The 14,388-nt window shown below is 32.4% G+C and carries 14 protein-coding genes; 1 reads left to right on the top strand and 13 read right to left on the bottom strand.

What is annotated here, in order from left to right; all coding sequences use genetic code 11:
• Window position 1: 1 nt before the first annotated feature.
• The 12 genes from tsaB to NZ698_RS10030 form a co-directional block, all read right to left on the bottom strand.
• The gene (tsaB, locus tag NZ698_RS09975) at window positions 2-682 is read right to left on the bottom strand and encodes a tRNA (adenosine(37)-N6)-threonylcarbamoyltransferase complex dimerization subunit type 1 TsaB (protein WP_263002963.1); all 681 of its coding nucleotides are present in this window, start codon (window positions 680-682) and stop codon (window positions 2-4) included.
• Window positions 683-827: 145 nt separating this feature from the next.
• Entirely contained in the window at window positions 828-1,832 is a 1,005-nt protein-coding gene (locus tag NZ698_RS09980) for a virulence RhuM family protein (protein WP_263002964.1), read from the bottom strand.
• A 22-nt stretch (window positions 1,833-1,854) separates the two neighbouring features.
• A complete protein-coding gene (locus tag NZ698_RS09985; RefSeq protein WP_263002965.1) occupies window positions 1,855-2,286 on the bottom strand; it encodes a hypothetical protein in 432 nt (143 codons plus the stop codon).
• A gap of 5 nt (window positions 2,287-2,291) precedes the next feature.
• Complete coding sequence (locus NZ698_RS09990) at window positions 2,292-3,044, bottom strand: SDR family NAD(P)-dependent oxidoreductase (RefSeq protein WP_263002966.1); 753 nt, start codon at window positions 3,042-3,044, stop codon at window positions 2,292-2,294.
• An 88-nt stretch (window positions 3,045-3,132) separates the two neighbouring features.
• Window positions 3,133-3,504: a YraN family protein gene (locus tag NZ698_RS09995; RefSeq protein WP_263002967.1), complete on the bottom strand. Its 372-nt coding sequence runs from the start codon at window positions 3,502-3,504 to the stop codon at window positions 3,133-3,135.
• Between the two features lie 54 nt (window positions 3,505-3,558).
• Window positions 3,559-3,909, bottom strand: a complete 351-nt coding sequence (locus NZ698_RS10000; RefSeq protein WP_263002968.1) for a DoxX family protein — start codon at window positions 3,907-3,909, stop codon at window positions 3,559-3,561.
• Complete coding sequence (locus tag NZ698_RS10005) at window positions 3,910-4,842, bottom strand: S66 peptidase family protein (protein ID WP_263002969.1); 933 nt, start codon at window positions 4,840-4,842, stop codon at window positions 3,910-3,912.
• Between the two features lie 32 nt (window positions 4,843-4,874).
• Window positions 4,875-5,561: a LysE family translocator gene (locus NZ698_RS10010; protein WP_263002970.1), complete on the bottom strand. Its 687-nt coding sequence runs from the start codon at window positions 5,559-5,561 to the stop codon at window positions 4,875-4,877.
• Window positions 5,562-5,708: 147 nt separating this feature from the next.
• Window positions 5,709-7,859 carry a ribonuclease R gene (gene rnr, locus NZ698_RS10015; protein ID WP_263002971.1) on the bottom strand — a complete coding sequence of 717 codons (2,151 nt, stop codon included), beginning with the start codon at window positions 7,857-7,859 and terminating at the stop codon, window positions 5,709-5,711.
• Window position 7,860: 1 nt separating this feature from the next.
• Entirely contained in the window at window positions 7,861-8,883 is a 1,023-nt protein-coding gene (locus NZ698_RS10020; RefSeq protein ID WP_263002972.1) for a PDDEXK nuclease domain-containing protein, read from the bottom strand.
• Window positions 8,884-9,148: 265 nt separating this feature from the next.
• On the bottom strand, window positions 9,149-9,583 hold the full coding sequence (gene rpiB, locus NZ698_RS10025; protein ID WP_263002973.1) for a ribose 5-phosphate isomerase B: 435 nt from the start codon (window positions 9,581-9,583) through the stop codon (window positions 9,149-9,151).
• A gap of 2 nt (window positions 9,584-9,585) precedes the next feature.
• Window positions 9,586-11,148 carry a DUF4139 domain-containing protein gene (locus NZ698_RS10030; RefSeq protein ID WP_263002974.1) on the bottom strand — a complete coding sequence of 521 codons (1,563 nt, stop codon included), beginning with the start codon at window positions 11,146-11,148 and terminating at the stop codon, window positions 9,586-9,588.
• A gap of 617 nt (window positions 11,149-11,765) precedes the next feature.
• Here NZ698_RS10030 and NZ698_RS10035 point away from each other — a divergent pair.
• Window positions 11,766-12,956 (top strand): phosphoglycerate kinase, encoded by a 1,191-nt coding sequence (locus NZ698_RS10035; RefSeq protein ID WP_263002975.1) that lies wholly within the window; start codon window positions 11,766-11,768, stop codon window positions 12,954-12,956.
• Window positions 12,957-13,470: 514 nt separating this feature from the next.
• On the opposite strand, the gene NZ698_RS10040 is transcribed toward NZ698_RS10035, so the two are convergent.
• Window positions 13,471-14,292 carry a class I SAM-dependent methyltransferase gene (locus tag NZ698_RS10040; RefSeq protein ID WP_263002976.1) on the bottom strand — a complete coding sequence of 274 codons (822 nt, stop codon included), beginning with the start codon at window positions 14,290-14,292 and terminating at the stop codon, window positions 13,471-13,473.
• Window positions 14,293-14,388: the final 96 nt, after the last annotated feature.

Genomic DNA, 14,388 nt, shown 5'->3' on the forward strand with positions numbered 1-14,388 from the left:
ATTATTCTTCGCTTTTTTTCTTTTTAACTCCGTGAAATTCTTTTAAATAAAAAGGTTCGAAGTAGGCTATATCTTCAAAATCTTTATTCTTAATTTTCTCTAAAGTTTTCTTTACTAGATATTGTGCAGAAGGGTAGATATCTTCATTAAATTCAGCATTGGGAAGTTGTAGAATTTCTCTTGCTTTTTTTGCTCCGTCACCTACAAATAAGATTTTTTTATCCTTAAATTCTTCAAAAGAAGTTTCGTCTAAAACTTTAGCTTCAGTTGGAGCAATTTCTATTCCTGTATTTCCGTCGTAAACGGCAGTATAAACCTCCATTCTTCTTGCATCTATCAAAGGTATGATAAAGTCGTAGTTTTGACTTAAAAAAGGCTCTATCATGCTTTCTAAAGAATTAACGGCAATCAAAGGAATTTTTAATCCGTAACAGAAGCCTTTTGCAGAAGCAGAACCGATTCTCAATCCGGTATAAGAACCAGGACCTTTTCCTAAAGAAATGGCTTCGATATCTTTCATCGACAGTTCAGCTCCTTCCAAAGCCCATTCTACAAATGAATGAAGACTTTCCGACTGTTTATAATTTTCTGATACTTCTTCTGTAACGCAAAGCAATTTTTCGCCATCAGAAATTGCGACTGAGCAGTTTTTGGAAGAGGTTTCGAGGTATAGGATTTTCATTTAAATAAATTTAATAATGAATAGAATTCTTTTCAACCACAAAAATATCAAAAGAAATGATTGAATGAAAGTTTTACAAAGTTTACAAAATGCAAAACTCTAATCCTTCTTTTTGCCGATTTAAAAATATAAAGTTTTTACAAGCTCAAAGATTTTTTCCTAATTTCTTGATTTCTTTATCAAAATCAGAAATTATTTTTTGTGTTTTATTGAAAGTTTCATATTCAGAAACGGCTTTTTTATCTGCTACAATTTTCGCAATATTTCCTTGTCCTTCTAAGATTTTATATTCGTTAAAATCTAAAAATCTATTGACACTTTTTGCTAATGATTCCATTGTAAAAGTATTTTCTCTCTCAATTAAACCTTCGATGTAATCAAAATAACCAACAACAGTACGTTCCAATTGCTGGATTTCTTTCTCAGATAAATAGTTCTTGGCAACAATTACATCCGATTTTAAAATTCTTCCGTCTGGTGAATGTTTCCAATTCGTTAAGCCCATATTTTCTTCTTTACTATCGGCTTTCAGATAAATAATTTCGGCAGCAGTTTTACCCGTTATAGCGAAGTGAAATTTATTCTGAACTATTGCATAAAAATTCTTTGTGATCTCTGAATTTCTATCATAATCAATACTGCATTCAGCAAAAATATCGGTGATTTGCTGATAAACTCTTCTTTCACTTGCCCGAATAGAGCGGATTCTTTGAAGCAGTTCTTTAAAATAATCTTTACCAAATACATTCTGACCTTGCTTTAATCTTTCATCATCCATCACAAAACCTTTGATGATAAATTCCTTCAAAGTTTGTGTTGCCCAAATTCTAAATTGAGTTGCTTTTGATGAATTTACACGATAACCGACTGAAATGATTGCATCGAGATTGTAATATTCAAGATTTCTGGTAACATTTCTTTCTCCCTCAATTTGAACTGTTCGGAATTCCCGAACAGTTGTATCTCTACTTAATTCTTCTGTTTTGAAAATATTGGTAAGATGCTCACTTATTGTTGATTTAGCAACATCAAACAAAGTCGCTATCGCTTTTTGAGTAAGCCAAAGTGTTTCGTTCTGTAAAAAAACATCAACCCTAACTTTTTCATTAGGTGTGTTATAAATTAAAAATTTTTGAATCTCTTCGTTCATTGTGTTGATATTCTATGCAAATTTATTGCTTTATTTCCACACTTTGTCGGCTCCACAATTTCCAGACAGACTTGTTTTTAATCCAGATTTCCAATAAAGCTAGTTTCATTTTAAAATCATTGTTTTTATAAGATCCGGAAACATTTACAGTTCTTCTAATGCTTACCGCATTTTTATTTTGCTTTAATTCCGAAATTTCAGTTTGTCTGATTTCTTTATAATTAACTTTTTTTGATAAGAAATCTTTTTTAAAATCATTCAAATTCTGAATCCATCCGTTGGAATGTCCAAAGGAAACATCTGCACAGAAAATATTGATAATTTTCTCATTGTTATTCTGCATCAGAGAATCAAGCTTTTTAGCTTGTAACAAAACTGCTTTTTCTTGCTTGGAATGATTCTGAGAAAAACCGTAAATAAAGAAGAACAGAAAAATGAAAACTAAATATTTCATTTTAATTATCCTTTTCTATAAATCGTTCTCGGTTCGCTTTGAGCACTCGGATAAATCGTCATATCTGAAACAGTAATGTGTTTCGGAGCATTCACACAATAAGCAATGGCATCCGCAATATCTTCAGCTTTCAAAGCCTCGTAACCTGCGTAAACAGTTGCTGCTCTTTCCTGATCTCCTTTGAATCTAACTAAAGAAAAATCTGTTTCTACTGCTCCAGGCTGAATATTGGTAACTCTGATTCCAAATTCTGTAAGTTCAATTCGCATTCCTTCCGAAATAACGTCAACTGCTTTTTTTGTTGCGCAGTAAACGACTCCGTTTGCGTAGGTCTGTCTCGCAGCAACCGAACTGATATTGATAATGTGACCAGAGTTTCTTTCCTTCATCATCGGAATAAGCGTTTTAGATACATATAAAAGTCCTTTCACGTTTCCATCGATCATAGAATCCCAATCGCTGGTATTTCCTGCTGAAAGCGGCTCCAAACCATGTGCATTTCCTGCATTGTTGATGAGAACATCAATATTTTTCCATTCTTCTGGTAGAGAACTAATAGCGTTTTCAACCTCTTCAAGATTTCTGACATCAAATTGTAAACTAAAAACTTCCGTGAAAGCTGATAATTCCGTTTCTATAGCTTTTAAAACTTCAGATCTTCTGCCACAGATTATAATTCTGTTTCCCTGTTTTGCGAAAAGTTCTGCGGTTGATTTTCCGATTCCGGATGTGGCTCCGGTGATGAGTATTGTTTTCATAAAAATTTTCAATTTTAATCTAACAATGTATCAGTATATCAGTATACCAATATTATTACATTGTTATGTGGTAAATTGTTACATTAAATTAGTTGGCATCGAAAGCTTCGAATGCATCTATGATATGTTCGATAATTAATTTTCCTTTTTCGTCGGGAAGAACTGAAATAATATCAAATCTTACTTCCTGATTTTTATTAAATTCTTCCAGATAATGATTGGCTGCAGAAACAATTAATGATATTTTTCTTTTATTCACAGCTTCTTGCGGCAACATGAAAGCATCAGTTGAACGTGCTTTCACTTCTGTAATGATAATTAAATTATCTTTTTCGGCAATGATATCAATTTCAGCTTTCTGAAAACGATAGTTTCTGATCAGAATTTTGTAGCCGTTTTTGATTAAAAATTCGGCTGCTAAACCTTCTGCTTTCTTTCCTAAGTCGTTGTGATCTGCCATTACTGGGTGAGAGAGTTGGAGGGTTGGAATGTGGTAGAGTTTTGTTTCTTCATTTTACTTTCTAAATTGATAAGCCCACCAAATCAAAACTAACTGCAACGGAAGTCTCAAAACAGTCAGCCAAAAATATTTATGGTGAATCAGATAAAACTTTCTTGCCATTTCAATATTTGCCGGAAAAACTGCGATAAGTAAAGCAATGCAAAGATAAGCTCCCAGTTTTTGAGTTTCCGGAAACAAAAGAAGAATTCCACACAAAATTTCTACCAATCCGCTCAGATAAACCATTTTGAGATGAAACGGAATATAGTCGGGCATGATTTTCATGAAAAAATAGGGTCTTACAAAATGTGAAATCCCTGCTGCGATCAGGAAAAATGCGAGCACAAATTTTGAGTAAAACATTTACTTTTTAAAGTTTAATGAAACTGTTTTTCCAACTTTGAGAGAAACTTCCGAACCAATTATTAATGGTCTGTTGTCATGAATATGCCCGTTCGGAAAACCAAAAACTGTCGGAAAATCGTATTTTGAAATTCTGTCTGAGATCAGTTTATAAGCAAATTCATCAAAACTTTCTTCGTATTGCTTATTGTCTTTTTCGTCACCCATATTGGTCATTCCACCAACAATGAGACCTTTTATTTTATTAAAAACTCCAGCCAACTCCAAGCTCATAATCATTCTGTCCAAAGCATAAAAGTTTTCTCCAATATCTTCAATGAATAGAATTTTATCTTTAAAGTTAAAAGAATATTTCGTTCCTAAAAGCGCATAAATCAGAGCTAAATTCCCTCCAACCAATTCTCCTTCACAATTTCCTGTTTTATTAAATTGATTTGAATTTAAGTTGTATTTAAGAGATTTTCCCTGTAAAATATCAAAAGTAAGATCATAACTTTCATCCGTCACGCCGAAACTTGAAGTTTTAATGGTTTGTCCATGAATCGAAGCGAAACCTTTTTTTAATAAATAACTCTGTATCACCGTATTATCTGAATAACCAATATACCATTTTGGATTTTTAGCAAAACCTTTTAAATTTAAATTTTCAACTAAATGCTGACAACCGTAACCACCTCTCGAAGCCCATATCGCAGAAATTTCAGGATCGTTTAATGCCCAATTGATGTCTTTTGTTCTTTGCTCTTCAGTTCCTGCGTAATTGTAACCGTTTGAAAATTTAGTATAAAGATTTTCACCTAAAACAGGTTCAAAACCTTTACTCTTAATTAATTGTAAACCTTTTTCTAGCTGAGCGGGATCTACAGCTCCTGCAGGAGAAATAACGGCAATTTTATCAGCCTTTTTCAGCGATATCGGAAATATTTTTTTCATTAGTCAGTTGATGTTTTATTTAAATCAAATTATTATTGATTCTTTTTGTAAATAATTTCTTTCTTTTCTGCCTCTTCCAGTTTTTTATCAAACTGATTAAATTTTTTGAAACTCTGAAGGAAAATAAAAAAACTAAACAAAATGAGAACCGCACCAACTCCTTTTCTGATATTATTGGCCAGCTTTTGAGTGAGTCTGTCATGAAATTGCTTAGCAAGAAAAATTTTAAGAAAATCAATCATCAGATAAGTCGAAATCACTAAACCTAAGTAAAGAACCATACTTCCTGTATCGGGATATTGGTTTCGGACACCTATCACCGTTACCAGCCAAAAAAGGACAACTCCTACATTCAAAAGATTTAATAGAAAACCATTTAAAAAGGTTCTGAAGTAATTTTGACTGATGATTTTTTCTTCTCCCGGCAAATGCATTTTGGTTTTGGTGACCAACATAACAATACCATACGAAAGAATCAAAATAGAGGTAATTCTATAAAAACCGGGATGTTTATCAATAAGATTCACAATATCTGCACTTGCATAATAAGCCGCAATGATACATAATAAATCTGCTGTAATAACACCAAAATCCAGTGCTAAAGCATGTCTTGGACCTCTTGTAAAACTGGTTTCTATCAAGAGAAAAAAAATAGGACCTATGAAAACCAGGCTCAACATGAAACCCAGACCAACGGCCGACAATACAAGTTCAAACATTCAAATTTGTTTCTATCCCAAATTTAAAAATTATATTTCTATTTGACTGTAAAAATGATTTTTTTAACCAGAAAATTGTATTATATAAACTTTTTTAAACTAAAAAAGACTGCCACTTCGGACAGTCTTCATTATTTATTTTAAAATTTAATCAACAATCTTAAAATCCAATTGCTTCTGAATTAAATTAGCTTTTACCACTTTGATCTGAACTTCTTCACCCAACTGAAACTTTCTACCTGTTCTTGAACCGTAAACAGCGTGTGTAGACTTATCATAAGTATAAGAATCATCCATCAAATCACGTAATTTGATCAAACCTTCAGCTCCGTTTTCAGGAATTTGTACCCAGAAACCAAATTCAGCCACACCGGAAATAACACCGGTGAAAGTTTCTCCCAAATGCTTTTCCATAAACTTCACCTGCATAAATTTGATAGAATCTCTCTCTGCATCTGCAGCTAGTCTTTCTCTTGCACTACAATGCTTCGATTTTTCTTCCAATTCATTTCTGTCTGGAGATTTTCCTCCGTCCAGATAATGCTGAAGTAATCTATGCGCCAATAAATCCGGATAACGACGAATAGGAGAGGTGAAGTGCGAATAATAGTCAAATCCAAGTCCGTAGTGACCGATTGGTTCGGTAGAATAGACCGCTTTGCTCATACTTCTCATGGCTAAAGTTTCAATCATATTTTCTTCGCCCTTTCCTTTAACTTCATGAAGTAAATTATTTAAAGATTCGGCAACTTTCTTGGTATTTGCCAAATCCATTTTATATCCGAAAGTAGAAACGAAATCTCTTAAAGCTTCCAATTTTGCAGGATCCGGATCGTCGTGAACCCTATAAATAAACGTATTCCCGTTTGGTCTTCCTTTTTTAAGTGAAACAAATTCAGAAACTTTTCTGTTGGCCAAAAGCATAAATTCTTCAATCAAATGGTTTGAATCTTTGCTGACTTTAAAATAAACGCCAATCGGTTCGCTTTTTTCATTTAAATTAAATCGAACTTCGCTTCTGTCAAAGGTAATGGCACCGTTTTTAATTCTCTGGTCACGCATGATTTTTGCGAGTCTGTCGAGTGTCAGAATTTCTTCTGTCAAATCGCCTTCCTGAGTTTCAATTCTTTCCTGAGCTTCTTCGTATGTAAATCTTCTGTCTGAGTGAATCACAGTTCTTCCAAACCATTCATTCACGACTTCAGCTTTGTCATTCATCTCAAAAACCGCTGAAAATGTGAATTTGTCTTCATTCGGACGAAGCGAACAGACGTCATTACTTAAAACTTCCGGCAACATCGGTACAACTCGGTCAACCAAATATACAGAAGTTGCTCTTTCGTAAGCTTCATCATCCAACATTGTTCCCGGAACTACATAATGAGAAACGTCGGCAATATGAACACCGATTTCCCAGTTTCCGTTGTCTAGTTTTTGGATGGATAAAGCATCATCAAAGTCTTTTGCATCTTTCGGGTCAATGGTGAAAGTGCAGATCTTACGCATATCTCTACGTTTTGCAACTTCTTCATCGGTAATTCTTCTGTCAATTTTGTCGGCATCCTGTTCAACTTCTTCCGGAAAGCTGTAAGGCAAACCATATTCAGCTAAAATGGAGTGAATCTCTGTTTCGTGCTCTCCCGGAGCTCCAAGAACTTTTATAATTTCACCATCAGGATTTTTATCGCCGGCTTTCCATTCCAGCATTTTTACAACGACTTTATCGCCGTTTTCTGCACCATTGATTTTACCTTTTGGTATAAAAATATCTGTGTTAATTGTCTTTTTATCGCAAACTACAAATCCGAATTCTTTATGTGGAACAAGCTGGAAAGTGCCGACAAATTCTGTACGGTTTCGTTCTAAAACTTCCAGCACAGAGCCTTCCACTTTTTTCCCTTTAAAATTGTAGGTAACAATCAAAACTTTATCGCCCTGTAAAGCATCTTTCACATTTTTTGCGTGAACGAAAACGTCATCTTTCAGATTCTCAACAGCTACATAAGCATTTCCGCTTTGGTTGAAATCAATAATTCCAGTTAAAGTACCTTCGATATTAAGATTGATGCTGTACTTTCCTTTCTCATTTTCTTTAATTCTCTGGTTTGACAAAAGTTTGTGCAAAGCCTGAATCACCAACTCACGTTGTCTGGGATTTTTGTAATCGATTCCGTCTGAAATCTGTTTGTAATTGTATATTTTGGTTTGATTCTGATTCATAAAACGGAGAATCATTCTTCCTATTTCCAAAAGTTTTGAGTCATTTTTCTGACTTATATATTTATTTTTTTTTGGCATTTTATTCTTTTAAATTTTTAATATAATTATCAAATTTTTCTGATAATTCTTTATTATTTGGTAATAATTTTTGATAGTTTTTGGGCAATTTTTCTGAGGTTGAGTAAGTGGCAACTCCTATCGGCAGATTACTTGATTTCAGTGAATATTCTACAATTGTTCGGTCTTTACTTTTACAGATAATAATTCCGATAGCTTCGTTTTCGTGAGGTAACTTTACTTTGTCGTTCAGAAGATTGAGATAAAATTCCATTTTCCCTTTATACTCTGGCAAAAATTCTCCTACTTTCAACTCTACCGCTACAAGACTTTGTAATCGTCGATGAAACAGCAATAAATCAATAAAATATTCTTTCTCAGAAATGGCTACTTTATATTGGTTTCCAATAAAAGAAAAATCACTACCCAACTCGAGCAAAAAGCCTCGGATATTTTGGACTAATTTGATCTCCAATTCTTTTTCAGAATGCTCTTCTTCTATTCCAAGGAAATCAAAAATATACTCGTCTTTCACAGCTAAAACTGCTTGATTTTTTATTTTCTCAGGTAGAGTTTCATCAAAATTGGTTTGGTTTATCAAATACTTTTCAAACGTTTTATTTTCAATCTGATGAATGAGTATATTTTTCGTCCACCCAAATTTCTTGGTAGAAAGGATGTAAAACTCTCTTTCTCTTGGATTCTTACATCTTCCTAATATTATGATGTGTTTGCTCCAACTTATTTCTCCAACCAATGGCTGGAGATTTACATCTGATTGATATTCAGAATAAAACTGCATCATTAGCCAAAGATTTGTGGTAGAAAACCCACCAACTCCAGGAAACTCTGTTTGTAATTCTTTTGAAAGTGTAGCAACAATCGACTTTCCCCAATTCTCTGCTTGGCTTTCAGATATAGATTTCCCAATTTCCCAATACAGATTAATTAAGGCAATATTCACCGCCTTCATCGCTTCGTATTGTGCATTTCTAACTTTATTTTTAATTTCAGAAATGAATGTTATTTGAGAATTTTCTAGCATTAATACTGATAACTTTAGTTTTTTTAATTAATATTTTGAATTGAACTATTACAAATCTCTTTTAGCTTTTAGCAATTTGAATTTTTAGTTTTGTATAAATTTAATACAAAAAAGGAGAAGAGGAGAGAAAAACCTGTTAATAAATATCTTTCGAATATTTCTAGGTTAATGGGAATAAACAGATTGGTAATTTCTGTTTGGTAATGCAAATATAGGAAATTAAAAATAAATAAGGCTTGCAAACTGAATTGCAAGCCTTTATGTTTTAGCAGAATGCTATTTTATCAACTCTTGTCTGATGTCTTCCGCCTTCAAAATCGGTAGACAAAAACTTATTGGCAATTTCTATCGCTACTTCTTTTGAAATAAATCTTGCAGGAATAGAAATCATATTTGCATCATTATGCTGTCTCGCCAATACTGCAATTTCCGGCATCCAACATAATGCACAACGGATTTTCTGGTGTTTGTTTGCTGTAATCTGTACTCCGTTTCCGCTTCCGCATAGAAGAATTCCCAATTCGTTGTCACCGTTTTCAACAGAAGTCGCGGCAGGATGTACAAAATCCGGATAATCTACGCTGTCGGTAGAAAATGTTCCGAAATCCTGAACTTCAAAATTTTCTTCAAGATATTTTTTAAGAATTTCTTTATACTCAAAACCGGCATGGTCTGCGGCAATAGCAATTTTTCTTTTCATTTTTACTTTATATCTATTGTTATTAAATCTTCTGGCAAAGTTACGTTAAATCCGAATTTAATTGTTCTTGTTTCGTTAGCTTTTATATCAATATTCCAAACCAGAAATCCTGTTGAAGCTTCATACTTTGCCTGATCAGAGTTTACGAGCTCGATTTTTACTTTTTCGTCGGATGCAAGAGGAATTTGATCCTTTAATTCAAGATTAATCGCAGAATCTTTATTATTTTTAATGGTGATTTCGTAAAAATAACTTTCCTGCTTTTGTTTGTTACCTATATTTTTAGTTTCCTTTTTTACCAATTCTCTTTTTGTAAGAACATTCGGATCACTTCCCAGACTGATCAGCATCTCTGATGTCAGTTGATTGGGATCGATAGTTACAGTTCCGACCTGAGTATCTTCGATGACAATATCTGCATTTCCTGGCAAGAGATTGTATTTTGAATAATCTTTAATGTAAGCCAGAAGATAGGTTTTGTTTTCCAGTTTCGGAGTTGTAAAATATTTGTAAGTGGTCATTACTTCAAACTGATCTATGTCTTCAGTAATTTCAACATTTGACGGAATTACGGTACTTTTATCTAAAGAAATCTCAGTTTTAATCGCTTTCTGTGAAACTTTTGGTCTTTCCATTACTGCATATTCTGCAACGTTGCTGTTACTTCGTTCGTAAGGACTTCTAAAAGCCTGATTGGATACATTACCATCTTTATCTGTTCTCAAAAACCAACGGTCAAGTTCATAAGGTTTGTCTTCAGCACTAAAGCTTCCGTTAATTAATTTTATCGGAATATTTTTTAATTCATTTCCGGAATTTTGCTGAATCTTAGCTTTATATGAAATCTTAAGAGGCGATTTGATACCATTAGATCGAATAATATAATACGGTCTCCAGTTTGCTTCCTGCAAATATTGATTGATCTCAAAATTTACTCTTTGTTTTTTATCGCTTCTTACATGAAGAATAATGATTTTTGAAGTTTCTTCGCTTCCCGACGTTCTGTTTTTTTTGTTTTCCCAAACCGAAACCTTATTATAATTAATTGATATTTTATTAGTTAGTAAACTTTCTTCATTATAAAGATTTCTCAGGGTAGTCTGATTAAATTCTATCATCTTCAGAATTTCCGTTGAAGAAGGATTACCCAAAGTCTGATTTTTCTGAATAATTCCAATAGAGTTTTTGACCAACGCTAACTCCTGATCAAACTTTTTACCCACTTTCTTATAATAATCGATGCTGTCAGTAATAATATTTCGATCAAAATCTTTTTCAATTTTATCAGCATACAAATATGAGTTTTCAGAATACGATTCTACACGAAGAACGTTGACTTTTTTATCAGTTTTAAAAGTTGAAATGTCAATTCCCGAATTTCTCCCAAATTCTTTGATGATGATAAAATTCTTTCCCGGTAAAACATCTGCTGAGAATGACTTTTTGAGAATACCTCCACTAAAATAGATTTTTGCTTCATTTATTTTTGAAGTCGTGACGGTATAATTTTCCTGTCCAAAACAGTTAATAACAATCAATAAAAAACACAAGACGCTGATTTTCATTATACTTTAAATATTTAAAAACAAAAATAGACTTTTATTCACAAAATGTGATTTACTCGCTCATAAAATGTGAAAAGCACTGTGAATAACTGTGGAAAACTTTTCTGAACTAAATATTTTCTAATCCAAATAAAACATTATCGAAAGTTGCCTCCAAAAATTATCACCAAAACTTTCAAAATCTTTCCTGTGAGAAATCTGTACTTTCTCCATAAGCGAGAAACTAATAATTGATAATGTTTAAAAGTTATCCATATTTGTTAATAAGTCTTAAATTATTCACGCTTTCAACAAATTACATTGTGAATTAAATATGAATTGAATTCAAACTGAATGTTATGAAGTTTTATCGGAAAAGTTATCCCCGAAACTCACAACACTCAACAACAGCTATCATTCTTTTTTTTTATATATAAAGAAATTAATGTTGATTAATGAGTGAAGGGTTTTGTGGGAATTTTTTTGAAAACTTTTATCTCTTTGGATCTTTTCCAAAAGTTTAAAATCTTACATTTGTGAAACAAAAAATCAAACTAATTTGATGAAATGGGAACGGTTTAAGAAAATTATTTATTAAACACTTCAATTTCATCTGATCAAAAAAGATAAATCTGTATATGAAAACAATCAACGATTTCAATTTTAAGGATAAAAAAGCTTTGGTAAGAGTAGACTTCAATGTTCCACAGGATGACCAGCTGAAAATCACTGATAACACGAGAATCTCTGCTGTAAAACCGACAGTAGAAAAAATTCTAAAAGATGGAGGATCTGTAATTTTAATGACGCATCTTGGAAGGCCAAAAGGTGAGGCTAAAGATGAGTTTTCCTTAAAGCATATCGTTAATGAAGTTTCTGAAGTTCTCGGACATGAAGTAAAGTTTGTAGAGGAATCAATAGGAGAGAAGGCTGAAAAAGCTGCTTCTGATCTAAAACCGGGAGAAATCTTGTTACTTGAGAATCTACGTTTTCACAAAGAAGAAGAAAAGGGAGACGAGGCATTTGCAGAACAGCTTTCAAAATTAGGTGATGCTTATGTAAATGATGCATTCGGAACTGCACACAGAGCACACGCTTCTACAGCTGTAATTGCCAATTATTTTGAATCAACTAAATTTTTCGGTTTATTGATGGCAAATGAATTAAAGGCGATTGATAAAGTTCTAAAAAGCGGTGAAAAGCCTGTTACAGCTATTCTGGGAGGTTCTAAAGTTTCAACTAAAATTACCATTATAGAAAATATTCTACCTGCAGTTGATAATTTAATTATCGGTGGCGGTATGGCTTTCACATTTATTAAAGCTCTTGGAGGCAAGATCGGAAACTCATTATTGGAGGAAGATAAATTGTCATTAGCTCTTGAAATTCTAGGAAAAGCAAAAGAACATAAAGTGAAAGTTTATCTCCCTTCTGATACAATTATTGCTGAAAGTTTCAGTAATGATGCAGAAAGAAAAGAAGCTAATATTTATGAAATTCCTGAAGGTTGGATGGGAATGGATGCTGGACCAAAATCCCGTGAACAATTCAATGACGTTTTATTAAATTCAAGAACAATTTTATGGAACGGACCAATTGGAGTTTTTGAAATGTCGAACTTCTCTGCAGGAACTGAAGCTTTAGGAGAGAGTATTGCTGAAGCAACTAAAATGGGAGCTTTTTCGTTAGTTGGTGGAGGAGACAGTGTCGCTTTTGTAAAACAATTCGGTTACGCTGACAAAGTAAGTTATGTTTCTACAGGAGGTGGAGCAATGTTGGAAAGTTTGGAAGGATTAGAACTTCCAGGAATTGCTGCAATCAATAAATAATTTTTTTAAATATAAATTTTAAGTCTGTTGAATTTTTCGGCAGACTTTTTTTATTTTAAACTTTAAAATTGATTTTTCAAAAAACTGTTAAAAGTTTGCTTTAAGAACTATCTCAAAAATTAAAATCTTTATTTGCTTGGCTTCTGATAGGTAATTTTAAAATTGCGACTTCAAATTTATGTTTTTGTAAGAATTTACTTTTTTGAAATTAAGTTTTTGGTTTTATCTAAGTTCCATTATCGAAAATCTAAATTTATTTCCTATTAAATTCTAGTCAGTAAAGATTTTTTTTTGCGACACTAAAGTCAAAACATTTTTTCAATTAAAATTAAAATTTAGACTTGTGAAATTAATTTAATATTTGATTTTCTTCTCTTGTGAATGAAAATTTATTACAGACTCAAATACTAAAATTCTTAGAAAATAAAAAACTCAGAATATTTTCTGAGTTTTTATAGAATTTTGTCAAATTAGCTGAAATTTGGCTTTAAGAAATGGCTTAAAAATCGATTTTCTATTTTTTTTCGATAATGTATATCAAACTTGAAAATTCGTTAGAAAACAATGCTTTTACGTTAGAAATCGTTCCGTGGAGGACTGCTTTTAGCCAAAATAGCGGTGATTTTTTATATTTTTCGCTCAACATTGAGATGTAATACGAATCCAAAACCAAAGGTTTGATCTTTCTCATTTTCCAGTTTGGCTTCTTAGAAATCAAATTTTCCATTCCGGATTTTGAAAAATGATAGATATGTCTTGGTACGTCATATGCCGCCCAGAATTCTTTATAATGTTTCGCATCATAAGATGTAGGGTTGGGAACAGCGATAATTAGTAATCCTTTTTCTTTTAATTTTGAATTGAAAATTTCTAACATCTCATCCTGATTTTCAATATGCTCAAAGACGTGCCATAATGTGATTGCATCAATAGATCCGTTCTCTACAGCATTTAAATTATCAATTATTTTAGCTTTGTTTATTTTACTTTGAGCAACATTTCTCGCGTCAGAATCTGGTTCGAAACCTAAAGTTTCAAAATCATTTTCAATAAATTTCACAAATTCTCCGGCTCCGCAACCGTAATCTAATACTTTTGAATCCTTTTTTATTCTGTCTATAAGGATAGTTTTTTTATATTGGAGATTGAAAGATTGTAAAAATTTATACAATTTTTCTTTTAAACTTCCGGAATCCTGATGATGCGAAATATAGTCTTCACTTTCATAATATTTGGAAATATTTGAAGGAATAGGGGAGGTCTTAAAAACTCCCTTTGTATCGGTTTCTTTTATTTCAAATATTTCTTGCGAAAGAAAATGATCTTTAATTTTCATAAGATGTATGATATTTTAAAAAATGAAATTTGAAACCATTACAGCTTCAAATTTCATATATTTTAATTCAGATGAGATAAATGTTTCACGTGAAAC

This window comes from Chryseobacterium edaphi (genome assembly GCF_025628985.1).
Taxonomy (GTDB): domain Bacteria; phylum Bacteroidota; class Bacteroidia; order Flavobacteriales; family Weeksellaceae; genus Chryseobacterium; species Chryseobacterium edaphi.